The sequence below is a fragment of the Streptomyces sp. NPDC004667 genome (assembly GCF_040609475.1).
GTDB lineage: Bacteria > Actinomycetota > Actinomycetes > Streptomycetales > Streptomycetaceae > Streptomyces.
Genome location: NZ_JBEXKC010000082.1, coordinates 1 through 24508, shown reverse-complemented (window position 1 = coordinate 24508; position 24508 = coordinate 1). Strand labels below are relative to the sequence as shown.

Here is a 24508-nt window from a genome sequence, read left to right as displayed (position 1 = left end):
TTCGTGTCCGTACGGAACTAGGCGACCGCTTCGTCGAGGCGGGCGGCCTGCTTCTCCTTGAGCGGGCCGATCACGGCGAGCGAGGGCCGCTGTGCCAGTACATCCTGGGCGACCGCGCGGACGTCGTCCGGGGTCACGTCCGCGATGCGGGACAGCATCTCGTCGACCGACATCTGGTCGCCCCAGCACAGCTCGCTCTTGCCGATCCGGTTCATGATCGCGCCGGTGTCCTCCAGACCGAGGACGGTGGAGCCGGACAGCTGGCCGATGGCGCGCCGGATCTCCTCGTCGGTGAGGCCTTCGGAGGCGACCTTGTCGAGCTCGTCGCGGCAGATCCGCAGCACGTCGTGGACCTGGCTCGGCCGGCAGCCCGCGTAGACGCCGAAGAGTCCGGTGTCGGCGAAGGCCGAGGTGTACGAGTACACGCTGTAGGCGAGGCCGCGCTTCTCCCGGACCTCCTGGAAGAGGCGGGAGGACATGCCGCCGCCGAGGGCGGTGTTGAGTACGCCCAGGGCCCAGCGGCGCTCGTCGGTGCGGGCGATGCCCGGCATGCCGAGGACCACGTGGGCCTGTTCGGTCTTGCGGCCGACCAGGTCGACGCGGCCCGCGGTGCGGATGCGCTTGGTGCCGGTGCGGGGGCCGATCGGCGCCGCGTCGGTGCGTCCGAACGCGCCGGCCTTCTCGAAGGCCGCGCGGACCTGGCGTACGACCTTGTTGTGGTCGACGTTGCCGGCCGCGGCCACGACCAGGCGGGTGGGGTCGTAGTGCTTCTTCCAGAAGCGGCGGATCCGGTCGGCGCCGAGGGCGTTGATCGTGTCGACGGTGCCGAGGACGGGGCGGCCGAGCGGCGAGTCCCCGTACATGGTCTGCGCGAACAGGTCGTGGACCATGTCGCCCGGGTCGTCCTCGGTCATCGCGATCTCTTCGAGGATGACCCCGCGCTCGGCGTCGACGTCCTCTTCGCGGATCAGCGAGGAGGTGAGCATGTCGCAGACCACGTCGATGGCCAGCGGCAGGTCGGTGTCGAGCACCCGGGCGTAGTAGCAGGTGTACTCCTTCGCCGTGAAGGCGTTCATCTCGCCGCCGACCGCGTCGATCGCGGAGGAGATGTCGAGGGCGCTGCGCGTGGCGGTGCCCTTGAAGAGGAGGTGCTCCAGGTAGTGCGTGGCGCCGTTGAGGGTGGGCGTCTCGTCCCGGGAGCCGACGTTCGCCCAGATGCCGAAGGTGGCCGAGCGGACGGAGGGCAGCGTCTCGGTGACGACGCGCAGGCCGTTGGGCAGGACGGTGCGCCGGACGGTGCCGATGCCGTTCTGCCCCTTGAGCAGGGTTTGGGTACGGGCGACGGCCCGCCCCTCCGAAGAGGGGCGGGCCGTCACACGCGAACTACGCGACGTCACTTGTCGGAGTCGTCCTTGTCAGCGTCGTCACCGGCGGCCTCGCCGTCGATCACGGGGATCAGGGAGAGCTTGCCGCGCTGGTCGATCTCGGCGATCTCGACCTGCACCTTGGTGCCGACCGCGAGCACGTCCTCGACGTTCTCCACGCGCTTGCCACCGGCGAGCTTGCGGATCTGCGAGATGTGCAGCAGGCCGTCCTTGCCGGGCATCAGGGAGACGAAGGCACCGAAGGTGGTGGTCTTGACGACCGTACCCAGGTAGCGCTCGCCGACCTCCGGCATGGTCGGGTTGGCGATCGCGTTGATCGTGGCGCGGGCGGCCTCGGCGGCCGGGCCGTCGGAGGCACCGATGTAGATGGTGCCGTCGTCCTCGATCGTGATCTCGGCGCCGGTGTCCTCCTGGATCTGGTTGATCATCTTGCCCTTGGGGCCGATGACCTCACCGATCTTGTCCACGGGGATCTTGACGGTGATGATCCGCGGGGCGAAGGGGGACATCGCGTCCGGCGTGTCGATCGCTTCCATCATCACGTCGAGGATGTGGAGGCGGGCGTCGCGGGCCTGGGTGAGGGCCGCGGCCAGGACGGAGGCCGGGATGCCGTCCAGCTTGGTGTCGAGCTGGAGGGCGGTGACGAACTCCTTGGTGCCGGCGACCTTGAAGTCCATGTCGCCGAAGGCGTCCTCCGCACCGAGGATGTCGGTGAGGGCGACGTAGTGCGTCTTGCCGTCGATCTCCTGCGAGATCAGGCCCATGGCGATGCCGGCGACGGGGGCCTTGAGGGGCACACCGGCGTTCAGCAGCGACATGGTGGAGGCGCAGACCGAGCCCATGGACGTCGAACCGTTGGAGCCGAGGGCCTCGGACACCTGGCGGATCGCGTAGGGGAACTCCTCGCGCGTCGGCAGGACCGGCACGATCGCGCGCTCGGCGAGCGCGCCGTGGCCGATCTCGCGGCGCTTCGGGGAGCCGACGCGGCCGGTCTCGCCGACGGAGTACGGCGGGAAGTTGTAGTTGTGCATGTAGCGCTTGCGGGTCACCGGGGAGAGGGTGTCCAGCTGCTGCTCCATGCGGAGCATGTTGAGGGTGGTGACGCCCAGGATCTGGGTCTCGCCACGCTCGAACAGCGCCGAGCCGTGCACGCGCGGGATGGCCTCGACCTCGGCGGCGAGGGTACGGATGTCCGTGAGCCCGCGGCCGTCGATGCGGACCTTGTCCTTGATGACGCGCTCGCGCACCAGGGCCTTGGTCAGGCTGCGGTAGGCGGCGGAGATCTCCTTCTCGCGGCCCTCGAAGGCCGGGAGGAGCTTCTCGGCGGCGATGTCCTTGACGCGGTCCAGCTCGGCCTCGCGGTCCTGCTTGCCCGCGATGGTCAGCGCCTTGGCGAGGTCACCCTTGACGGCGGCCGCGAGGGCCTCGTACACGTCGTCCTGGTAGTCCAGGAAGACCGGGAACTCGCCCTCGGGCTTGGCGGCCTTGGCGGCCAGGTCGGCCTGGGCCTTGCAGAGGACCTTGATGAACGGCTTCGCGGCGTCGAGGCCGGAGGCGACGATCTCCTCGGTCGGCGCCTCGGCGCCGCCCTTGACGAGGGCGATGGTCTGCTCGGTGGCCTCGGCCTCGACCATCATGATCGCGACGTCGCCGTCTTCGAGGGTGCGGCCCGCGACGACCATGTCGAAGACGGCGTCCTCGAGCTCGGTGTGCGTCGGGAAGGCCACCCACTGGCCGCGGATCAGCGCGACGCGGACGCCGCCGATCGGGCCGGAGAAGGGCAGGCCGGCCAGCTGGGTGGACGCGGACGCGGCGTTGATCGCGACGACGTCGTACAGGTGGTCGGGGTTGAGCGCCATGACCGTCGCGACGACCTGGATCTCGTTGCGCAGGCCCTTCTTGAAGGACGGGCGCAGCGGGCGGTCGATCAGGCGGCAGGTGAGGATCGCGTCCTCGGAGGGGCGGCCCTCACGGCGGAAGAAGGATCCGGGGATCTTGCCGGCCGCGTACTGGCGCTCCTCGACGTCCACCGTCAGGGGGAAGAAGTCGAGCTGGTCCTTGGGCTTCTTCGACGCGGTGGTGGCGGACAGCACCATCGTGTCGTCGTCCAGGTAGGCAACGGCGGAGCCGGCGGCCTGGCGGGCCAGACGGCCCGTCTCGAAGCGGATGGTGCGGGTGCCGAAGGAACCGTTGTCAATGACGGCCTCGGCGTAGTGGGTCTCGTTCTCCACTAGCGTTTTCTCCATTTTCGTCGTCTCCGTCCACCACCCGTGTGGTGGGGGACGGTGTCGGAGAAGCGCTCCTGGCGTGCGGGCCGGTCTTCGATCGAAGCACCCGGTTCCGATCCCCGTCACGGGGATTTCCGGATGCCACTACCGAGGACCGGCGGCGTAGGGCCGGCGCTCCTCCTCTTCGGTCGTGCGCTGTGTCCAGACTACAAAGCGTCCGGTAGGTCGCGCACGTACAGCAAAGGGAGCGGCCCCATCGGTGTGGGAACCGCTCCCTTCACAGCGTCTTTACTTGGCGCCGGCCGCACCGCGACGGATGCCGAGGCGCTCGACCAGCGCACGGAAGCGCTGGATGTCCTTCTTGGCCAGGTACTGCAGCAGGCGGCGACGCTGGCCGACCAGGATCAGCAGACCACGACGGGAGTGGTGGTCGTGCTTGTGGGCCTTCAGGTGCTCGGTCAGGTCCGAGATGCGGCGGGAGAGCATCGCGACCTGGACCTCGGGAGAGCCGGTGTCGCCCTCCTTGGCACCGAACTCTGCGATGATCTGCTTCTTCGTAGCGGCGTCGAGCGGCACGCGTACTCCTCGTTTGGTCTTCGTAGCCACCGAGTGCCCCAGGTCGAATTCTCTGGGGATCTTCCGTAACTCGGGAGGCGGGGTCCGCTGAGCGCAGCCTCCAGAGGATGTCCGGGGGCGCGTACACAAACGGCCGTCACACAGCGTACCAGGCTGCCGGGTCGCGCCGTCTCAGCTGGTGAGAGAGCGGGCGCGGCCGTAGACGTCGAGCACGGCCAGGGTCAGCGGGACCAGGCTGAGCAGTACTGCGGCCTCGGTGAGGTCGAGCAGCCGTCCCCAGAAGGGTGACAGGCCCTTGCGGGGGATGACAAGCGCAATTCCCGCGAGGAGGGCCGCCCCGGCGGCGACGGCGGCCGAGAGCCAGATCGTACGGAGGTCCAGGCCGGCGCGGTCGTGGTAGCGCACGAAATCGAACATCAGATCGACGGGTGGGTGCAGCGCGAGGCCCAGGATCAGCAGCGCGACGGAGGCCAGGCCCGCGACGAGGGCGCAGACCACCTGGGAGGTGTACCGGAAGAGCCGCGCCCGCAGCAGCATGGCCAGGCCCGCGGCCAGGGCCAGCAGCCGGCCCCAGGTGTTGTCGGAGAAGCCGAGGACGGCGGCCGAGCCCACGACCACGGCGGCGCAGCCCCCGACCAGGCCGAGGAGCATCTCGTGGCCGCGGCGGGCCTGGGCGGCGATCTGCTCGGCGTCGAGCGGGGCGACCGGGTCGTGCCCGGGGGCGGCGGGGGCGTCGGGGTCGGCACCGGGCGCGGCCTCGTAGCGGTCCGGGGTCTCGTAGTCCTCGACGGCGCTGCGCGGGGCGGCGTACCCGATGGGCAGCCGGGCGAAGCGGGCCGAGAGGCCGGGGAGGAAGGCGACGAGGCCGATGGCAACGGGGGCGCAGACGGCGGCGGTCGCGGTGGCGGAGGCCTCGGCGGCGATGGCGGCGAAGGTGGCCAGGGTCCCGGTGGCGGCGAGGAAGGTGGCCGCGACGAAGGGGGCGTCGCCGTGCGGGGTGAGCGCGACGAGGGCGACGGAGGCGACGAGGACGCAGAGGCAGCCGAGCAGGAACTGGAGGCGGCCCGGACCCTGGCCCGCGCCGGCGGCGACGATGCCGGAGCCGACGATCAGGAGGTGCGGCAGGGCGCCGAGGCCGAGCGCGACCGCGGAGCCGCGGTCGCGGTAGACGCGGGCGCGCACCCCGGCGGCGGCGGTGAGCAGGACGCCCACGGCCCCGGCGATGATCCCCGGCAGGCCGTGCATGTCGTGCCGGAGCGGATCGGCGTACCAGAGGACGAATCCGAGCAGGACGAGCAGCAGGGCGGCGCCGGCCAGGCCCGCCCCGCGCAGCATGTCGTCGCTCCAGCGGTGCCGGTCGCGCACGACCGCCGCGGCGACGGCGTCGGAGACGTCGTCGAAGACGGCCGGCGGCAGGGACTCGGCGAAGGGGCGCAGGCTGAGCACCTCGCCGTCGAGGACCTGCTGGGCGGCGAAAGTGCGGGCGCCGTCGAGGACGGTGCCGGAGCGGCGCACGAGGTGGAATCCGGTGGGGGCGCCGACGGGCTGGGTCTGGCCGGTGAGGCGCAGCAGTTCCGGGTAGACGTCGGCGACGGCGATGTCCTCGGGGAGGGCGACGTCGATGCGGCTGTCGGGAGCCACGACGGTGACCCTGCAGAACCCCGTCGCCTCGGCCGTACTCACCTGTGGGACCCCCTGGTTGGCGCCGGTGGCGGCGTCGGATTCGCGGATGCGCATGCTGCGCGCGTCACCCTACCCGGCTGGGGTGCGACTGTCGGCAAGTAGGATCACCGGGCGCGGAGGAGTCCCCCTCCACGCCCGGGACTTGGGGACGCCGGTTGCGGCGTCCCGTCCGTTTTCAAGGGATTGATGCTCCGGTGAGCCAGATCGTCGTCAAACGCCCGCCCCGGTCCCTGCCGCCCGAGGTGCCTTCGGACGAACTGAGGCTGGAGGCTCCGCCGGAACTCCCGCGGGGGCAGCAGGAGGGCATGCTGATGCAGCTCCTGCCGATGCTCGGCATGGGCTCGTCGGTCGTCTTCTTCTTCATGCCGGGTGCGGCGCCGTTCATGCGCATCATGGGCGTGCTGATGCTGGCGTCGACGGTGGGCATGGTCATCGCCCAGCTGGTGCGCTTCCGGCGCGGTACGCAGGGGCAAATGGCGGACGTGCGCCGGGACTACCTCAAGTACCTCGCGCAGACCCGCCGTCAGGTGCGCAGGACCGCGCGGGCGCAGCGCGACGCGCAGCTGTACCTGCACCCGGCGCCCGAGCAGTTGTGGTCCGTGGTGGCGGAGGGCTCGCGGCTGTGGGAACGCCGGGTCGGCGACGCCGACTTCGGCCAGGCCCGGCTGGGTCTGGGCGCGCAGCGGCTCGCGACGGCGCTGGTGGCTCCGGACACGGCTCCGGTGGACGAGCTGGAGCCGCTGACGGCGGGCGCGATGCAGCGCTTCCTGAAGGTGCACTCCTCGCTGGACGGGCTGCCGGTGGCGCTGTCGATCCGGGCGTTCTACCACGTGACGGTCTCCGGGGAGCCGGAGTCGGCGCGCGGGACGGCCCGGGCGCTCGTCGCGCAGCTGGCGACGCTGCACTCCCCGGAGGACCTGGTGGTGGCGGTGGTGGCGGCGCCGGGCGCGGTGCCGTCGTGGGACTGGGTGAAGTGGCTGCCGCACACGCAGGTGCCGGGCCAGGTCGACGGGGCGGGCACGAAGCGGCTGTTCGGTGACGACCTCGGTGAGCTGGAGGAGCTGCTGGGCTCCCGGCTGGAGGGCCGGTCGCGGTTCAGCCGCGAGGTGTCCCCGGTGCTGGACCAGCCGCACCTGGTGGTGGTCCTCGACGGTGGACTGGTGCCGCCGGACTCGGCGTTCGCGGCGGCCGAGGGCCTGCAGGGCGTGACCATCGTGGAGGTGGTCGCGGGCGAGCTGGACGAGCCGCGCGGCGGCCTGTCGGTCGTGGTGCGGCCGGGCCGGCTGCGGCTGGAGTCGGGCGCGGGCGTCGCGTACGAGGGCACGCCGGACACCCTGTCGCTGCCGGCGGCGGAGGCGCTGGCGCGTCAGCTGGCGCCGCTGCGCACGGGCGGTGGGGACGACGACGAACCGCTGCTGGCGAACCTGGACTTCACCGATCTGCTGAACCTGGGCGACGCGGCGGCCGTCGACGTGTCGCGGACCTGGCGGCCGCGTTCGGCCGGTGAGCGGCTGCGCGTGCCGATCGGTGTGGGCGAGGGCGGCGCGCCGGTGATGCTGGACCTGAAGGAGGCCGCGCAGGAGGGCATGGGCCCGCACGGGCTGTGCGTGGGCGCGACCGGTTCGGGCAAGTCGGAGCTGCTGCGGACGCTCGTGCTGGGCCTGGCGGTGACGCACACCTCGGAGACGCTGAACTTCGTGCTCGCCGACTTCAAGGGCGGTGCGACCTTCACCGGGATGGGGCAGATGCCGCACGTCGCGGCGGTGATCACCAACCTGGCGGACGACCTCACCCTGGTGGACCGGATGGGCGACTCGATCCGCGGGGAGCTCCAGCGCCGGCAGGAGCTGCTGCGTTCTGCGGGCAACTACGCCAACATCCACGACTACGAGAAGGCCCGCGCGGCGGGCGCCCCGCTGGAGCCGCTGGCCTCGCTGGTGCTGGTGATCGACGAGTTCAGCGAGCTGCTCACGGCGAAGCCCGACTTCATCGACATGTTCATCCAGATCGGCCGCATCGGCCGTTCGCTGGGCGTGCACCTGCTGCTGGCCTCGCAGCGGCTGGAGGAGGGCAAGCTGCGCGGGCTGGACACGTACCTGTCGTACCGGATCGGCCTGCGGACCTTCTCTGCGGCGGAGTCGCGCACGGCGATCGGCGTGCCGGACGCGTACCACCTGCCGTCGGTGCCCGGTTCGGGATACCTGAAGTTCGGCACGGACGAGATGACCCGGTTCAAGGCGGCGTACGTGTCGGGCACCTACCGCTCGGGCGGGCCGGACCTGTCGGTGGGGGCGTTCCCGGTGGAGCGGCGGCCGGTGCTGTTCACGGCGGCTCCGGTGCCGGTGGTGTACGCGGCCCCGGATCCGGCGTATCCGGCGGCGGGCGCGGTCCGGGAGGACGACGCGCTCGCGGACACGGTGCTCGACGTGATCGTGGGCCGGCTGGAGGGGCAGGGGGTGCCGGCGCACCAGGTGTGGCTGCCGCCGCTGGACCAGGCCCCGCCGCTGGACCAGCTGCTGCCGTCGCTGGCGCCCTCGGCGGAGCGGGGGCTGCACGCGCAGGGGTACACCCGGCCCGGTGGGCTGGTCGTGCCGCTCGGTCTGATCGACAAGCCCTTCGAGCAGCGCCGCGAGGTGCTCTACCGGGACTTCTCGGGGGCCGCGGGCCACATGATGGTCGTCGGTGGTCCGCAGTCGGGCAAGTCGACGCTGATGCGGACGCTGATCTCGGCGTTCGCGCTCACGCACACCCCGCGCGAGGTGCAGTTCTACGGGCTGGACTTCGGCGGCGGCGGACTGTCCGCGGTGTCGGAGCTGCCGCACGTGGGCGGGATCGCCTCCCGGCTCGATCCGGAGCGAGTGCGGCGTACCGTCGCGGAGGTGGCGGGGGTCCTGGGCCGGCGCGAGGAGTTCTTCCGGGCGAACGGCATCGACTCCATCGCCACCTACCGGCGGCGGCGCGCGGCGGGCGAGCTGCCCGGCGAGGCGTGGGGCGACGTGTTCCTGATCGTCGACGGCTGGGGTGGTTTCCGCACCGAGTACGAGGGCCTGGAGCCGGTGGTCACGGACATCGCGTCCCGGGGTCTGGGCTACGGCATCCACGTGGTGGTCACGGCGGCCCGGTACATGGAGGTGCGGGCCGCGCTGAAGGACCAGATGCTGAGCCGGCTGGAGCTGCGGCTCGGCGACGTGATGGACTCCGAGTTCGACCGGCGGGTCGCGGCCAACGTGCCGACGGGGATGCCGGGACGCGGGCAGGTGCCGGAGAAGCTGCACTTCCTGGGCGCCCTGCCGCGCGTCGACGGCGCGCACGACGCCGAGAGCCTCTCGGAGGCCACGGCCGCCTTCGTGGCGGCGGTGCGCTCGGGCTGGTCGGGGCCGACGGCTCCGGGCGTACGGCTGCTGCCGCGGCTGCTGCACGCCGACCAGCTGCCCAAGGGCGGGGAGTTCCCGGAGCGCGGGATCGCGATCGGCATCGACGAGACCGCGCTGGAGCCGGTGTTCGTCGACTTCGAGACGGACCCCTTCTTCCTGGTGTTCGGCGAGAGCGAGTCGGGCAAGACGAACCTGCTGCGCCTCATCGCCCGGCAGATCGCCGACCGGTACACCCCGGACCAGGCCAAGCTGGTCGTGGGCGACTACCGGCGGGGGCTGCTGGGGGCGCTGCCGGAGGAGTACCTGCTGGAGTACGCGCCGATGGCGAGCTCCCTGCAGATGCACATGGAGGCACTGGGCGGGGTGTTCTCACGCCGGCAGCCGCCCACCGACGTCACTCCGCAGCAGCTGCGCGACCGCAGCTGGTGGACGGGCCCGGACGTGTACATCGTGATCGACGACTACGACCTGGTCGCGACGAGCCAGGGCAATCCGCTGGCGCAGTTGGTGGAGTTCCTGCCGTTCGCCCGCGACACGGGGGTCCGCTTCATCATCGCGCGCAGTTCGGCGGGCGCCTCCCGGGCGCTGTACGAGCCCTTCATGCAGCGGATCAAGGAGCTGGGCGCGCAGGGCGTGGTGCTGTCGGGCGACCCTTCCGAGGGCGATCTGCTGGGCACCGTACGATGCCGCCCGATGCCGCCGGGCCGCGGTTACTTCGTCTCGCGCAGGCGCGGCACCTCGCTCGTCCAGCTCGGGCGGATGGCGGGGCAGTCCTGACGGGGAAGCCGGTCGTCGCCGGCGCCGTCGTGTCCGGGCGGGGCGGTGGTCGCCGCCCGGCGGGCGTTCTCGGTGATCATCGCGAAACGCTCCCCCGCCCCGGCCGCCAGCACCGATAATCGGCAGACCGCGGGAGCACCGCACCACCGAGGGAAGGGCCGCACATGGGCACCCAGCAGGAGAAGGACGAGCTGTACGCGCTCGACATCAGCGGCGTCGAGTGGCAGGGCCCGCCCGGGACCAGCCCGGACGAGGAGCGGGTGGAGATCGCCAGGCTGCCCGAGGGCGCGGTGGCGATGCGGTCCTCGCTGGACCGCGACACGGTGCTGCGGTACACGGCGGCCGAGTGGGAGGCCTTCGTCCTGGGGGCCCGGGACGGGGAGTTCGACCTCACCTGAGGGCGGTCGCGCATGCGCGAAGGGGGCGCGCCCGTGATGGGCGCGCCCCCTTCGCGCGGGCGCCGTGCCGGTGGGTACGGGGCTCAGAACGCCTCGGTGAACAGGCGCGAGGCCTTCACGTCGGTGGCGCGGTAGTCGCCCTTGCCGCGCTCGATGATCTGGGCGACCTTTTCGAGCTCCTGCTGCATGTGGTCGGCGCGGCGGTGGTACTTCGTCTGGAGGTTGACGTACTCCATGTGCGCCTCACCGTCCCAGGTGTCGGTGACGACCTTCACGGCCGCCTCCATCTCGTCGAGGTCCTTGAGGATGTTCTTCGAGACGACGCGGATGCGGTCCGCCATCTGCTGGACGCTCTCGTACCGTACCCGGGTGTGGCCGTCGGTGCCGGACATGATCTTCTCCTTCGCGGTGGGGTTGCTGGGGACGGCGCCGGACTCAGATGCCGTCGAGGCCCGAACGGCCGCCGCTGCCGCCGCCGATCGAGTTGAACGCGGCGCGCACCTCGTCGTCCTGGGCGTTGGTCAGGTTCTTCGTCTGCGAGACGGCGTTGTGCAGGACGCCGAGCAGACGGCGGATCTCGTCGTGGTCGATGTTGAGGTCCGACTGGGCCTTCTTGAAGCCCTCGGCACCCACACCGGTCCAGCCCGCGCTGACGGTGGCCAGGATGTCGGCCAGCTCGCGGGACTGCGTGGTCACGGCGTTGGCCGTCTCGGAGATCTTGTTGGCCGCCTTGACGACCGGATCGTCCGCAAGACCGAAATTGTTCGTCATCCGAAGCTCCTCACTTCTCAATTCCCCGGCAGAACCGGCGGATTGCAGGGCGGAGCGGACCTTCGCGACGCGCAGTTCCCGTCACGCGCGCCGCACTTCCCCCTCCGCTTCACGAATCCCCCGATCACAGTCGTGAAGCCTGCGGCCACTCTAGTCAGATCGCGCCCCACGCCCAACACCGGTGTGCGTCACCGCGGATGAACCGTCACCGTTCACTGCAAACGGCGTCGGCGGCGGCCCCGGGCCTCGCGGACGACCGTCGCGGTGGCGGCGATGACGGCGATGAGCACGGCGCCGACGCCGAGGGCGTACGTACCGATCCGCTCCTCGCGCTCATGGGCGGTTTCCGACAGGGCGAGTCCGGCCGCCTCGGGCGCGGCCGCCGGGGGCGGGCCGGGGTCCGGGACGGGCGCCCGGGGCGTCTCGCGGTCCTGGGTGACGGCGCGGACCGGGTCCACCACTCCCCATCCGACGTAGTCGTCACGGCCGTTGACGGAGCGCTCGGCGGTGTTCTGGATCTGCCAGACCACCTCCTGCGGGGTCCACTGCGGGTGCTCGGCGCGCAGCAGGGCCGCGACCCCGGCGACGTAGGGGGCGGAGAAGCTGGTGCCGTTGTCGATGCACTGGCCGAAGCCGGGGACGGTGGAGACCATGTCGACGCCGGGGGCGGCGACGCCGATGAAGTCGCCGGGCTGGGAGAACGCGGCCCGCTCGTTGTTGCGGTCGGAGGAGGCCACGGCCAGGACCCCGGGGAAGGCGGCGGGATAGGTGCGGCGCTTCTGGCCGGTCAGGCCGTCGTTGCCGGCCGAGGCGACGACCACCGCCTTGGCGTCCAGGGCCCGCTGGACGGCCTTGCCCAGTTCGGAGTCGGGGGTGAGCGGGGCGTCGGTGTCCTGGGAGATGTTGATGACCTGGGCGCCCTTGGCCACGGCGTGGTCGATGGCCTGGGCCAGGGTGGCGGCGTTGCCGTTGCCCTGCCCGTCGTTCTGCCGGATGGGGATGACGGTGGCCTCGGGAGCCAGGCCGACGAAGCCGGTGCCCTCCTGGGGACGGGCCGCGATCAGGCCGGCGACCTTGGTGCCGTGCCCGACGGTGTCGTTGGTGCCGTCGCCACCCTTGGGGTCGAGGAAGTCCCGGCCGGCGCCGGGGTCGAGGGCGCCGGAGAGCTGCGGGTTGGTGCGGTCCACGCCGGTGTCGATGACCGCGACGCGGACGCCCTCGCCCTTGGTCCGCGCCCACAGCGCGTCCAGCATGAGCCGCTGGAGGGCCCAGGGCCGGTCGGCGATCTGCTTCTTCATGGGGAAGGTGCACTCCCCCGCCCCGGCGAGCCCCAGGGCGTACGGGGACGGGGACAGGGGCGGCGCGGACCCGGCGCCGGGCGCGGCGCCCACTGCGGCACCGTACGCCGCCACGAGGGCCAACGCGGTGCCCGCCAGCACGGTGCGGGGCGTCTGCGGCACGGTCGGCCTCCTCATGAACCCTGCGGCTGACGGGCGGAGTTGGTGTCGAGCCTGGGACCCTTGGAGAGGAACTCCGACCAGGCGATCGGCACCATGGCGGGCACGACCCCGCCGTAGCCGAGCCTGATCTGCGCCTGGCTGGCCTCGGGACGGCCGTCGCCGGCCCCGCCCGGGGCCTGCGGGTCGGGCGCGCCGATCTTCGACTGTGCGGCGTCACTGTCGCCGTTGGCCTGGACGGCGTAGCGCAGGCCGGTGTCGGTGACCAGGAACAGCGATCCGCCGGCGGTGGTCTGGCGGCCCTGGACCTGGGTGTAGAGCAGGCCCGTCCCGGGGGTGACGTAGGAACTGGTGCCGCTCGCGGCGATGTCGACGGGGAAGCCGGTCCCGGCCCAGGTGCTCAGCGTCTGGTTGCCCTGCCCGTCGACCGAGCGCAGCACGTTGCAGACGGTGTCGCGCCGTTCGGCGCCCTGCGGGGCGCCGGGGGTGTCGGCGACCCGGTTCACCTGCTTCCCGCGTTCGCGCGGCCACCGGGCCTCGTCCTTGAAGGGGGTCGCGTCGGGGCCCAGGGACTGCAGGTCGATCTCGTGGGCCCTGCCGTGCATGTTGAGGCTGTCGGTGGCGGGTGAGGAGATCAGCAGCCAGGCCACGAACTCCGAGACGGGGGCGACCCGGTCGGGCAGGACGACGTAGTGCTGCGTACCGGAGCCGGTCTGGGCGGTGAGCACCATGCCGACCTTGGCGTCGGCCGCGCCCAGGCCGGGGACCGCCGCGTTCGCGCCCGGGGTGCCGGGCAGTTGCGGGAAGGCCAGGTCGTCGCCCGCGTTGAGGGTGGCGAGCCACTCCTCGGTGACCGGCTGCGGGGTGGCGCCGGTGCCGACCAGGGCGGTGGTGAGGGTCGCGGAGTCCGGCTTGCCCTCCGGGAAGCGGTACTTGGTGCCCGTCGCGTCCACGAGGAAGCGCTCCTTGGCCCCGCCGGTGCTCTGCACGTACAGCACCTGACCGGCGGCGGTGCGGCGGGCGTCGTCGAGCAGTGGGGCCTCGCGGTCGGCGAGCACGAACGCCGCCGTCTGGACGCCCCGGCCGTTGCCGCCGGGCTGCTGGCAGACGGCCCACCGCTTGGCCTTGCCCGCGTCCTGCTGCGCGGGGAGCCGGTCGGGGGCGTAGGGGATGCCGATGATGGGGCCGCGCGGGGGCTTGCCCGCGTCGAGCACCTTGTCCTCGACCTGGACGACCTTGAACTTCTGCGGGTCGAGGAGGAGCCGCGCGGAGGCCAGGTTGAGCACGGGGTGCAGCCGGGTCTGTTCCTTGCCGCCGGTCTTGGTGGTCAGGACCACGTACCGGGTCGTCGACTGCTTGCCGACGATGACGGTGGCGCCGGGCTCGTCCCAGCCCTTGGGCGCCTGCGGTTTGAACATGCCCCAGGCTCCGAAGCCCGCGACCACGAGCGCTCCGATCACGACACCGGGCACGACGGCGCGCAGCGGCCTGGGCGCGCCCTCCTCGGTACCGGTGGCCGAGGGCTGCAGGAACGCAGACACCGTGCGCCGCTTCGCGAAGGTGTACGCGTTGAGCTCATCACGTCGTGATGCCATGACCGCCTGCTTCTCCCCGCACGGCCCGGCCGGTGGGGCCGCTCCCCGGGCCTTGGTTGTCGGACCGGGGACCTACTATGCCTCTTGACGGAGGGTCGGCAGGGGGCGGGTGGGCTGGGAAGTCCGCGCAGCGCCTTCCGGACCGGGGGAATCAAGCCTAGTTGGGGTGGATCGGGGAGGTTCCGGAGCCGGCGGCCGCGGCCGCGCGGTGCCGGACGCGCCGGGTCCGCCCCCTTGACGGGGAGGGGCGCGAGTGAGGGCCACCGCGACGGAGCCGCAGGCGGCCGCGGCCGCACCCGCACGGGGCGGGGTGACGCCGCAGCCGAAGCCGAGCCCGGGCCGGTTCGGACCGTTCCGATTGCAACAGCTCGTATTCCTCCAGCTCGCCGCGGCCGTCCTGCTCGCGGCGTGGGTGGTGGAGCCGCTGCTGCTGGTGCCCGCCGGCGTCCTGGCCCTCGTCCTGGTGCTGCTGGCCGTCGTACGCCGCCACCAGCGGTCCCTGCCCGAGTGGATCGGCGGCGCGCTCGCGCTGCGGGCCCGGCGCCGCAGGGCCGCGTCGCTCACGGTGCCCGCCGGGACCGAGCCCGGGCTGGCCCCGCTGGTCGAGGCCGATCCCGCGCTGCGGACGCTGACCTTCAGCGACCGTGACCGGCGGCCGGTGGGCATGGTCGGCGACGGGACCTTCCTGACGGCGGTGGTCCAGGTGGACATGGACGCCACCGCGCTGCGGCCGGACCGGGGGGCGCGTCCGCTCCCGCTGTCCGCCGTACGGGACGTCCTGGAGGTGGACGGCATCCGGCTGGAGTCGGCACAGCTCGTCCAGCACACGCAGCCCGCTCCGGCTCCGCACCTGCCCGCCCGGTCGATGGCCGCGCTCAACTACGCCCCGCTCCAGGCGCGCACGGGCGCCCCGGCGGTGCGGCTGACGTGGATCGCGCTCAAGCTCGACCCCGAGCTGTGTCCGGAGGCCGTCGCCGCCCGCGGCGGCGGCCTGGCCGGGGCCCAGCGGTCTCTGGTGCGGGTCGCGGACCAGCTGGCGAGCCGGCTGACGGGGGCCGGGTTCCGGGCCGCCGTGCTGACGGAGCAGGAGCTGACGGGCGCGCTCGCGACCTCCTCCTGCGCGAACCCGATGGCGATCACCCAGGCGGGACGCGCGGCGAGCACGGGCCGGCGCACGGAGGAGACCCCGCGGACCTGGCGCTGCGACGACCGGCGGCACACCACGTACTGGATAGCCCGCTGGCCGCAGTTGGGCGGTACGGGAGCGGGACTGCCGCAGTTCGTGGCCCTGCTGACCTCGCTGCCCGCGCTGGCGACGAACTTCAGCCTGACGATGGCCCCGGCCGAACGGCAGGGCGTGACGCTGACCGGGCACGTCCGGGTGACCGGGCGCAGCGACGAGGAGCTCGTCGCGGCCCGGCGGGAACTGGAGCGGACCGCGCGGGGCGTGCGGACGGGGCTGGTCCGGCTGGACCGGGAACAGGTGCCGGGGCTGCTGGCCTCGCTGCCGTTGGGAGGTGCGCGGTGACGGGCTCGGCGAGGAGAGCGGTCAGGGGCGGTTTCGGGCTGATCGGGCCGCGCCGGGAGCGGCACGTGGTCCCGGCGGGCGATCTGAACGCGCTGGCGCTGCCCGTCGGGGACGACGGGGTCGTCATCGGCGTGGACGCGGAGGGCCGCCCGGCGGTGCTCGGCGTGAACCGTCCCACGCCGTACGAGGTCACGCTGATCGGCGGCCTGTGGACGGCCCAGGTGCTGGCCCTGCGGACGGCGGCGACCGGGGCCCGGGTCGCGGTGGAGACCGGGCGCGGGCAGGTGTGGTCCGGGCTGGCCCGGGCGGCCGGCGGCGGGCAGCAGTGCGTGACCCTGCACGACGTGGGCCGGGTGCCGCCGCAGGGCGCGTCGGCGGGCAGTCCGGTGCTGGTGATCCGGGACTGCGGGATGCGGCCGCCGCGCGGGCGGGTGGTGTCGGGGCCGTGGCAGTCGGTGCTGACCCTGCTGCCGTACCTGAGCCCCACGGCTCCGCGGCTGCTGCGGAACTCCGCGCTGGTGGGGGTGCAGCGCGTGTCCCCCGACGAGGCAGAGCGGATCGGCGCCCTGATGGGGCTGCCGCGGGCGGCGGTGGAGTCCCTGCCGACGCTCGGGGACGGGGTGACGCTGTGGTGTACGCCGCGGGACCGGAAGTTCGTGATGACGCAGGGCACGGAGACGGAGACGGGCCTGCTGGGCGCGGCGCGGCGCATCGACTGAGACGGTGTTGCGCGATGACGGTTGCTCAGGGCGCGGGTGGCCTGTAGGCAGGAGTGCGGGGGCGCGACCTCGGGGCCTCGGGGTCACGGGGCGCGATTAGGCTGAGCGCGGGCGCGGCGTCGAGTTGGGCGCCCGACCGGTGTTCGACAGACCAGGAGGACCAGTGAGCGGCGATCGGAACGAGAGGCGCGGCGGGACGTGGGACGTCCCGACGGACGATCAGTCCGACGCGGAGCCCGATGTGACGGGCGAGTTCACCATCGACTACACCCCGCCGGCCTGGTACACGCAGGGCGCGGCGGCGCCGGCCGCGCCGGTTCCGGGGCTGCCGGGGCTGCCCGAGGGCAGCGGGTTCGAGCCCCACCGGCCGTCGGACGTGGTCTCCCCGCCGACGATGCGGATCGCTCCGCCGGTTCCGCGCACGCCGTCCGACACGCCGCCGGGGTACCCGGCACCCGCGTTCCCCGGCGCGACCCCCGCGGACGCGACTCCGCCACAGGGGCCGGCCGGCCACCCGGCCCCGGCCGACGCCGTGGCTCCGCCCGCGTTCCCGGACCAGACACCGGCCGGCTTCCCGGCCCCGGCCGACACACCCGCGTTCCCGGCCCAGGGTCCGGCCGCGGCCGCCCACCCGGCCCCGGCCGACGCGCCGGCGCCGTACCCGGCCCAGAGGCCGGCGGACGCCGCCGCACCCGCGTTCCCGGCCCCGGCGGACACCGCCGCGCCCGGCTTCCCGGCCCCGACGGAGGCGCCGTCTCCGTACCCGGCCCCGGCGGACGCGGCCACCTACCCGGCCCCGGCCGACGCGCCGGCCCCGACTGCCCACCCCGGCCAGGACGACGCCGTGTCGGCGTTCGTGGCCCCGGTGCCGGCGGACGCCCCCGCGTTCCCGGCGCAGACACCGGCCGGCTACGCGGTTCCGGCCGACGCCCGGGCGGACGCACCCGCGTTCCCGGCCCAGGGTGCGACCGCGGCCGCCCACCCGGCCCCGGCCGACGCGCCGTCGGCGATGCCGGCCCAGGGTCCGGCCTCCTACCCGGCGCCGGCCGACGCCGGGTCGGCGTTCCCGGGTGCCGTTGCCGCCCCCTACCCGGCGCCGTTCCCCGGGCAGGCCCCGGCCGACGCGGCGGCCCCGCCCGTCCACCCTGGCCAGGCGGCCGGTCCGGCTCCCGCCGACGCGCCGCCGTCGCCCCCGGAGGGACCCGCCGGATCTCCGGCCACGGCGGAGTCCGAGGGCGCGGGCCACGCCGGCGCGTCCACCCCGGACCAGCCCCGGGAAGCGGCGGCGGACGCCCCGTTCCGGGTGCCGGTGGTGGGGCCCCTCGTCGTGCCCGCACTGCCGGAGGCCCCCGCGGCGTCCCGGACCGCCACGCCCGCAGAGGGCGTCACCGTGCCCCAGGACGCCCCGCAGGGGCCGTACGCTGCCGCGCCCGCTCCCGCGGATACTCCGTTCGGGGGACCCGGCCCCGGGGGTGAACTGCCTCCGCTGCCGCCCGCGTTCCAGGCCTCGGGTCCGCCCCAGGGGTACGGGTTCCCGCCCGTCGGCCAGCAGCAGCCCCCGGCCCAGCCCCCGCAGGGCTACGGTTTCCCGCCGCAGCAGGCAACCCCGCAGGCGGCACCGCAGGCGGCACCGCAGGCCCCCGCCCCCTGGCCCCAGCAGCAGGCCGCGCAGCCGCACCCGCAGGGCCCGTACCAGCAGCAGCCCGGCCAGGGACCCGGCGCGCCGCTGGGCTACACCGCCGCCGTCGAGCTGTCATCCGACCGTCTGATCCGCGCCAAGCAGAAGCCCAAGCCCACCCGCTCCGGCTTCCGCTTCGGTGGCAAGGCCGCCGAGGCCGACCGTCAGCGCAAGCTCGAACTGATCCGCACTCCGGTGATGTCCTGCTACCGCATCGCCGTCATCAGCCTCAAGGGCGGCGTCGGCAAGACCACGACCACCACCGCCCTCGGTGCGACCCTCGCCACCGAGCGGCAGGACAAGATCCTGGCCATCGACGCGAACCCCGACGCCGGCACCCTCGGCCGCCGCGTGCGCCGCGAGACCGGTGCGACGATCCGCGACCTGGTCCAGGCGATCCCGTACCTGCACTCGTACATGGACATCCGGCGGTTCACCTCGCAGGCTCCCTCGGGCCTGGAGATCATCGCCAACGACGTGGACCCGGCGGTCTCGACGACCTTCAACGACGAGGACTACCGCCGCGTCATCGAGACGCTCGGCCGCCAGTACCCGATCATCCTCACCGACTCGGGCACCGGTCTCCTCTACTCCGCCATGCGCGGGGTCCTGGACCTGGCCGATCAGCTGATCATCATCTCGACCCCGTCGGTGGACGGCGCCAGCAGCGCCAGCACCACCCTCGACTGGCTGTCCGCCCACGGGTACGCCGACCTGGTCTCGCGCTCGATCACCGTCATCTCCGGGGTCCGCGAGACCGCCAAGATGATCAAGGTCGAGGACATCGTGCAGCACTTCGAGACCCGCTGCCGCGGGGTCGTCGTGGTGCCCTTCGACGAACACCTGGCGGCCGGCGCCGAGGTGGACCTGGACCTGATGCGGCCCAAGACCCGGGAGGCGTACTTCACCCTCTCCGCGCTGGTCGCCGAGGACTTCGTCCGCGCACAGCAGCAGGGCGCGCAGGCGCACTGGGGCGGACCCCAGCAAGCCCAGCAGCCCCAACAGGCCCAGCAGGCCCCCCAGCCCCAGCCCCAGCAGCAGCCGTACCCCCAGCAGGCCCCGCAGGCTCCGGCCCCGCAGCCGGCGGGCCCGTACCAGCAACCACCGCAGCAGCCCCCGTACGGCGGCCAGCCCTATCCGCAGCCCGGCCAGCCCTGGCAGCAGCCCCCGGGCCAGCCCCCGCGTGACCCGCGCCTCGGCTGAGGCGGAACACCGTAGACGAGCGAGAGGGCCCGTACCGTCCTGGGGACGGTACGGGCCCTCTCGGCTCGCGCGGCGCGTCAGCGCTCGGAGTCGTACGCCTCCGTCAGCACCCGCGCCCGCTTCACGTCGTCGGCGATCGCCTCCAGCAGCCCGTCCAGCGACTCGAACTTCGCCATCCCCCGCACGTACGCGAGGAAGTCGACGGACACGTGCATCCCGTACAGGTCCAGGCCCACTCGGTCGATCGCGTACGCCTCCACGGTCCGCTCGGTGGCGTCGAACTGCACGTTCGTGCCGACCGAGATCGCCGCCGGCATCCGCTCGCCGTCCGCCGTCAGCCAGCCCGCGTACACCCCGTCGGCCGGGATCGCGGTGTGCGGCTGGGTCTCGACGTTCGCCGTCGGGTAGCCGAGCTCGCGCCCGCGCTGCGCACCGCGCACCACGACGCCCTCGACCCGGTGCGGGCGGCCGAGGATCTCGGCGGCGCCGTCCATGTCCCCCTCGGCGACGAGCCTGCGCGCGAGGGTGGACGAGAACGGCACCCCGCCGCCCGCCTCGCCGCGCTCCACCAGGTCCACGACCTCGACCTCGTAGTCGTACGTGGCGCCCAGCTCGGTCAGGAAGTCGACGTTCCCGGCGGCCCGGTGGCCGAAGCGGAAGTTCGGTCCCTCGATGACGGCACGCGCGTGCAGCTTGTCGACCAGCACCTTCACGATGAAGTCGGCCGGGGACAGCTGCGAGAACTCCGCCGTGAAGGGCAGGATCAGCAGCGCGTCGACCCCGAGACCGGCCATCAGCTCGGCGCGGCGGTCGTAGGGGGCCAGGATCGGCGGGTGGCTGCCCGGCCGGACGACCTCGCTGGGGTGCGGGCTGAAGGTGACGACCACCGAGGGCACGCCGAGGGCGCGCGCCTTCGCGACGGCCCGCCCGATGATCAGCTGGTGTCCCCGGTGCACACCGTCGTAGGAGCCGATGGTGACGACGCTGCGTCCCCAGTCCTGGGGGATGTCCTCCAAGCCACGCCAGCGCTGCACTGTGACCGCTCCTCGCCCGAACCCGTGTAGTCCCTGTACCGATTGCAGGTCTAAGACTGCCATGCCGGTGGCCGGGGCCCCGCATCGGCGTCCGGCTGAGGGCCGGGCCGCCTCATGTGACGTCCGGGGCGGCCCTGCTGAGGGTTTCCACGGTACGCCGGGCACCGGGTCCGAGGAGGGCCGCGGCATCGGCCTCCGCGTCCGTGAGCCAGCGTGCCACCAGCGCCCCGAACGCCGGATCGGCCCGGGCCAGCTCCACCGTGCGGTGCTCGAAGACGACGGGCCCGCCGGGGGCCCTCAGCAGCCGGCGGCCGGTCCGCCGGAGCAGCTCCCGGGTGCGCTCCTCGGGCCGTACGGAGGCCGCGGCGGCGAGGGCCTCCAGGAAGGCGCCCAGGACCGACGGATCGGCCTCCTCGCGCAGCAGTACGTCGGCCAGCTCGCCGCGCAGCGTCCGCGAGGGCTCCCCGCCCGGCGCGGCCAGCACCCGGGCCAGCTCGGACCGTACCGGCGACGGGGCCGTGCGCAGCAGGTCCAGGACGAGGGCCCGCAGCACGGGCCCGGCGGCCGGGCCCTGCTCCAGACGCCGGTCGACGAACGCGGCGGCGTGCGGGGCGTCCTCGGGGTGGCCGGCCAGGTGGTCCCGTACGAGGTCGCCGGCGCGCCGGGCCAGCCCCGGAGTGGTCAGCGCGGCCAGCGCGCGCAGCACCTCGCCGTCGGCGCGGGCCCGCAGGGCGGCGAACACGGCGTCCGGGTCGGGCAGTACGGGCAGCGCGGCGACCAGCGCGGAGGCGGGCAGCCGGGTGCCGCTCCCGGGGTCGCGGAAGCAGTCGAGGGCGTCGGGCAGGTAGCGGGCCCGTACCTGGGGGTCGCGCAGCAGCACGGCGAGGGCGCTGCCGTGCAGGGGGGCGTCGCCGGGGCGGGCGAGGAGCGCCTGGGCGGCGTGGCGCAGCAGCTCGCGGTCCGCGGTGCTGCGCACGTGGGGGGCGGTGGCGAGGCCGTACGCGGCCGCGGCCACGCGGCGGCCGGGGCGCTCGTCGTGTGCCCAGCGGTCGACGGCGCGGGACATGGCGGAGGGCTCGTCCTCGGCGAGGACGGCGAGCAGTTCGTCGGCGCGGGGGTGCCCGGCGCCGACGAGGGCCTCGGTGAGTTCGTCGACGGCCAGGGCCCGGTGGGTGTGCAGGAGGGCCTGGGCGGCGGTGGCGACGGTGGCTCCGGGGCGGCCGCGCAGGCGGCGTTCGTCGGTGAACCAGGCGCAGACCAGGGGCAGGACGAGCCGCGGGGCGCGGGCGAGGCGGCGGGCGGCGGCCTCCAGGTAGTGGTGGTCGGAGGGCAGCAGGCGGCGCAGCAGGTCGAGCCGGTCGGACTCGGGCAGCCGGAGCCGGTTCCAGAACCGGCCGCCGAACTCCTCGGGGCCCGCCCGGGCCACGTGCTCGGCGAGGGCGTGCAGGACGGGGAGGTGGCGGGCGGCGTCGGGGGCGGCGAGCAGGGTGCCGCGCAGCAGTCGGGCGGCCCACCAGGGGCGGTCGGGGTGGACGGGGCCGTCCGGGTCCGCCGGCTGTTCCGTGAAGGTGTTGAGGGCGCCGACCAGGCGGGTCAGCACGCCCCGGGTCTCGGCGGGCGGGAGCCGCCGCAGGGCCTCCAGGACGGGTCCGATGCGGTGCCGGGGCACGGGCGGGCCGGGGGTGGCGGGGCCGTGGTGGACGAGGGTGTCGAGGGCGGTGGGAACGTCGAGGTGGGCCGCCTGCAGCCAGTCGGAGAGCTCCTCGTGCGCGAAGCGGTAGCCGGGGCCCGCGGGGACGAGCAGGCCCTCGGTGAGGACGGCGGAGGCCCAGCCGGTGCGCCAGGGGAACAGCTCCTCGAAGGAGGCCCGGTCCAGCTGGCCCTGCCCGGGGCCGAGGCAGCGCCGGGCGGCCTCGTGCACCCGCCCGGCCACCCGCGCGGCGAGCCGCCGCACCCCGGGCCCGTACACCACCCCCCGCCCGACGCCACCGCCCGCGACCCCCGCGAACCCCGGCTCACGGCCTTCGGCCCATGGAGTCCCGGGGCCACGCTCATCGGCCCGTGGAGTCCCCGGACCACTCTCATCGGCCCACGGACCGCCCGCGTCACGACCCTCGGCCCACGAATCGCCGGGGTCACAGCCATCGACCCACAGGCGGCCCGTGCCGGGCCCTTCGGCCCACGGACCGCCCGGATCACTGCCATCGGCTCCCGGGCGGCCCGCGCCACGGCCATCGGCCCATGGGTCGCCCGCGTCACAGCCATCGGCGCCCGGACGGCCCACGCCACGGCCATCGGCCCATGGGTCGCCCGCGTCACAGCCATCGGCGCCCGGACGGCCCGGATCACGGCCCTCGGCCCTAGGACCGCCCGGGTAACAACCCTCGGCCCACGGACTTTCCGGGTCACAGCCCTCGGCCCACGGACTGCCCGCGCCGGGCCCCTCGGCCCACGGACCACCCGCGTCACGGCCCTCGGCCCACGGATGGCCCGGGTCACAACCCTCGGCCCACGCGGATCCCGGGGCGCCGGGCCCTGCCGGGTCGGGGCCGGGCCTCGCCCCGGGACGGTGGACGCCGGCGGTCCGGGCTCCTGCGGGCCACGTCCCGTCCCCGGCTGGCCCGGCCCCAGGCCGGGCACCGGGCGATGCGGCCGTGCGCGGCCGCGGGATCCCGCCGTCCGGGGCCGGGGCCCGGCGGATCCCCTCCCCGTCACCCCGGACCCCACCGGGCGGGCCACCGGCGAACCGGTGCCTCGGGGCAGGGGCACCGGCGGTCCGGGGCGCAGCGGGGCCACCAGCGCCGGACCCATCCGCGGCCCGGCCCGCAGGGTCCGCGCCACGGGCATGCGCCCCACCGGAGTCCGGACCGCCGGAATACCCACCGCCAAGGCCCGCATCCCCGACCTGCGCGCCACCGAAATCCGAGCCACCGGAATACCCGCCGCCAAGGCCGGCGCCCCCAGCCTGCGCACCACCCGAGTCCGGACCGCCGGAATACCCACCGCCAAGGCCCGTTCCCCCGGCGTACCGCCCAGTGGTGTCCACGCCACCGCGCGCGTGCCGGCGCCGGGCGGGGCCGGTCGGCGGAGGGCTCCCGGGGCGGGCGTCCCCCGGGGACCACTCGGCCCCGTCGGGTGTGCCGCCGCCCTCTGCGGCTCCCCCGGTCCCGGTACGGGCCCGCGGACCCGCGGTGGGTGTGCCCGGGGGGTTCGGGCCCCCGGGAGCCCACGCCGGGGCGGTGTCTGCGACGGCGATCCGGACGGCCACGCGCAGGGCCACCAGGTCCAGGTGCGCAGCGAACACCTCGTCGCGCCCCGGGCGGCCCGCCGTGACCTCGGCGGCGCGGATCCCGGCGAGCAGGCTCAGGGTGAGGGGGTGCCGGGCGTCGGCCTCCCGCACGGCGTCGTCCGGGATGCCCAGGCGGGCCCGCGCCGTCCGCGCCTCGTCCGGGGTCAGGTCCCCGACCGGGAGCGCGGGCGGCAGCCGCCGGGCCGCCCGGTCCGGGGCGTGCAGCATCTCCGGCGGGTACAGCTCCCCCGCCCGCTCCCAGTATTCGGGCCGGGCGGCGACCACCAGCCGGGCCCCGGTCCCGCCCAGCCACCCGGCGGTGGCTCCGGTCCACGGCGCGAGGCGGTGCGCGAGCTGCGGCGGCATCTCCTCGGGGGCGTCCAGCACGATCAGCAGTGCCCGCCCGGCCTCCGCCGCGAGCCCGGCCACCCGCTCGGCCGTCCCCGGCGGCACGGGCCCGGCCCCGCCGGCGGTGACGATCCGGCCGGCGGCTTCGAGGGCCCGTGTCACGGCGTCGGCCAGGGAGGCGTCCCCGCTCCGCAGGTCGGCCCCGCGCAGCCACAGCGTCGGCGCGGGGAGGGGACCGCGCGCGCGGTCGGCGGCGAGGGCGGCGAGGGCGGTGGTGCGGCCGGTGCCGGGGGCGCCGACCAGGCCCAGGACCTGGCGGTCCCCGGTGGTGAAGGCGGCCAGCCCGGCGGCGATCACAGGACGTGGCACCGGTTCCGCCACGGCGCCGGGTGCGAATCCGGGCGCAGGTGCGGTGCCGGGGCCGGGGGCGGGGGCGGCCCCGGGGGGGGGGCGGGGCCGGGGGGG

15 protein-coding genes and 1 pseudogene are annotated in these 24508 nt (G+C 74.4%); 5 read left to right on the top strand and 11 right to left on the bottom strand.

Annotated features, from left to right (window positions below; all coding sequences use genetic code 11):
- Nucleotides 1–17: 17 nt before the first annotated feature.
- The 4 genes from ABZW32_RS32085 to eccD all read right to left on the bottom strand — a co-directional run bounded on the left by ABZW32_RS32085 (nt 18) and on the right by eccD (nt 5926).
- Nucleotides 18–1397 carry a pitrilysin family protein gene (locus ABZW32_RS32085; RefSeq protein ID WP_356222754.1) on the bottom strand — a complete coding sequence of 460 codons (1380 nt, stop codon included), beginning with the start codon at nt 1395–1397 and terminating at the stop codon, nt 18–20.
- Nucleotides 1394–3616, bottom strand: a complete 2223-nt coding sequence (locus tag ABZW32_RS32080; RefSeq protein ID WP_356222769.1) for a polyribonucleotide nucleotidyltransferase — start codon at nt 3614–3616, stop codon at nt 1394–1396. The genes ABZW32_RS32085 and ABZW32_RS32080 overlap by 4 nt, the downstream gene beginning before the upstream one ends.
- 285 nt (nt 3617–3901) lie before the next feature.
- Nucleotides 3902–4189 carry a 30S ribosomal protein S15 gene (gene rpsO, locus ABZW32_RS32075; protein WP_356222751.1) on the bottom strand — a complete coding sequence of 96 codons (288 nt, stop codon included), beginning with the start codon at nt 4187–4189 and terminating at the stop codon, nt 3902–3904.
- 171 nt (nt 4190–4360) lie between these two features.
- Nucleotides 4361–5926, bottom strand: a complete 1566-nt coding sequence (eccD, locus tag ABZW32_RS32070; protein ID WP_356222748.1) for a type VII secretion integral membrane protein EccD — start codon at nt 5924–5926, stop codon at nt 4361–4363.
- 140 nt (nt 5927–6066) lie between these two features.
- On the opposite strand from eccD, the gene eccCa reads away from it, so the two are divergent.
- Nucleotides 6067–10023 carry a type VII secretion protein EccCa gene (gene eccCa / locus ABZW32_RS32065; protein WP_356222745.1) on the top strand — a complete coding sequence of 1319 codons (3957 nt, stop codon included), beginning with the start codon at nt 6067–6069 and terminating at the stop codon, nt 10021–10023.
- A gap of 164 nt (nt 10024–10187) precedes the next feature.
- Nucleotides 10188–10421, top strand: a complete 234-nt coding sequence (locus ABZW32_RS32060) for a DUF397 domain-containing protein (protein ID WP_266842718.1) — start codon at nt 10188–10190, stop codon at nt 10419–10421.
- A gap of 83 nt (nt 10422–10504) precedes the next feature.
- Here ABZW32_RS32060 and ABZW32_RS32055 read toward each other — a convergent pair whose 3' ends face one another.
- The 4 genes from ABZW32_RS32055 to eccB form a co-directional block, all read right to left on the bottom strand.
- Entirely contained in the window at nt 10505–10813 is a 309-nt protein-coding gene (locus tag ABZW32_RS32055; RefSeq protein ID WP_356222742.1) for a WXG100 family type VII secretion target, read from the bottom strand.
- A gap of 43 nt (nt 10814–10856) precedes the next feature.
- A complete protein-coding gene (locus ABZW32_RS32050) occupies nt 10857–11192 on the bottom strand; it encodes a WXG100 family type VII secretion target (protein WP_030227588.1) in 336 nt (111 codons plus the stop codon).
- Nucleotides 11193–11404: 212 nt separating this feature from the next.
- Complete coding sequence (gene mycP, locus ABZW32_RS32045; protein ID WP_356222738.1) at nt 11405–12652, bottom strand: type VII secretion-associated serine protease mycosin; 1248 nt, start codon at nt 12650–12652, stop codon at nt 11405–11407.
- Nucleotides 12653–12663: 11 nt separating this feature from the next.
- A complete protein-coding gene (eccB, locus tag ABZW32_RS32040) occupies nt 12664–14244 on the bottom strand; it encodes a type VII secretion protein EccB (RefSeq protein ID WP_356222735.1) in 1581 nt (526 codons plus the stop codon).
- A gap of 253 nt (nt 14245–14497) precedes the next feature.
- On the opposite strand from eccB, the gene eccE reads away from it, so the two are divergent.
- The 3 genes from eccE (at nt 14498) to ABZW32_RS32025 (ending at nt 19372) form a co-directional block, all read left to right on the top strand.
- Nucleotides 14498–15772: a type VII secretion protein EccE gene (eccE, locus tag ABZW32_RS32035; RefSeq protein ID WP_356222732.1), complete on the top strand. Its 1275-nt coding sequence runs from the start codon at nt 14498–14500 to the stop codon at nt 15770–15772.
- Nucleotides 15769–16491 carry a hypothetical protein gene (locus ABZW32_RS32030; RefSeq protein WP_356222730.1) on the top strand — a complete coding sequence of 241 codons (723 nt, stop codon included), beginning with the start codon at nt 15769–15771 and terminating at the stop codon, nt 16489–16491. The genes eccE and ABZW32_RS32030 overlap by 4 nt, the downstream gene beginning before the upstream one ends.
- 163 nt (nt 16492–16654) lie before the next feature.
- Complete coding sequence (locus ABZW32_RS32025) at nt 16655–19372, top strand: SCO5717 family growth-regulating ATPase (protein WP_356222727.1); 2718 nt, start codon at nt 16655–16657, stop codon at nt 19370–19372.
- 77 nt (nt 19373–19449) lie between these two features.
- On the opposite strand, the gene ABZW32_RS32020 is transcribed toward ABZW32_RS32025, so the two are convergent.
- The 3 genes and pseudogenes from ABZW32_RS32020 to ABZW32_RS32010 all read right to left on the bottom strand — a co-directional run.
- Nucleotides 19450–20406: a bifunctional riboflavin kinase/FAD synthetase gene (locus tag ABZW32_RS32020; RefSeq protein ID WP_356222724.1), complete on the bottom strand. Its 957-nt coding sequence runs from the start codon at nt 20404–20406 to the stop codon at nt 19450–19452.
- Between the two features lie 112 nt (nt 20407–20518).
- Nucleotides 20519–22360 (bottom strand): hypothetical protein, encoded by a 1842-nt coding sequence (locus ABZW32_RS32015; protein ID WP_356222772.1) that lies wholly within the window; start codon nt 22358–22360, stop codon nt 20519–20521.
- A gap of 1290 nt (nt 22361–23650) precedes the next feature.
- Nucleotides 23651–24355, bottom strand: a pseudogene (locus tag ABZW32_RS32010) (serine protease); the annotation flags it as partial.
- Nucleotides 24356–24508 lie beyond the last annotated feature (153 nt).

Excerpts from the sequence above, each read along its gene's own strand:
- eccD (WP_356222748.1), bottom strand. The coding sequence starts at position 5,926 with ATGCGCATCCGCGAATCCGACGCCGCCACCGGCGCCAACCAGGGGGTC.
- ABZW32_RS32060 (WP_266842718.1), top strand. The coding sequence starts at position 10,188 with ATGGGCACCCAGCAGGAGAAGGACGAGCTGTACGCGCTCGACATCAGC.
- ABZW32_RS32055 (WP_356222742.1), bottom strand. The coding sequence starts at position 10,813 with ATGTCCGGCACCGACGGCCACACCCGGGTACGGTACGAGAGCGTCCAG.
- ABZW32_RS32050 (WP_030227588.1), bottom strand. The coding sequence starts at position 11,192 with ATGACGAACAATTTCGGTCTTGCGGACGATCCGGTCGTCAAGGCGGCC.
- eccB (WP_356222735.1), bottom strand. The coding sequence starts at position 14,244 with ATGGCATCACGACGTGATGAGCTCAACGCGTACACCTTCGCGAAGCGG.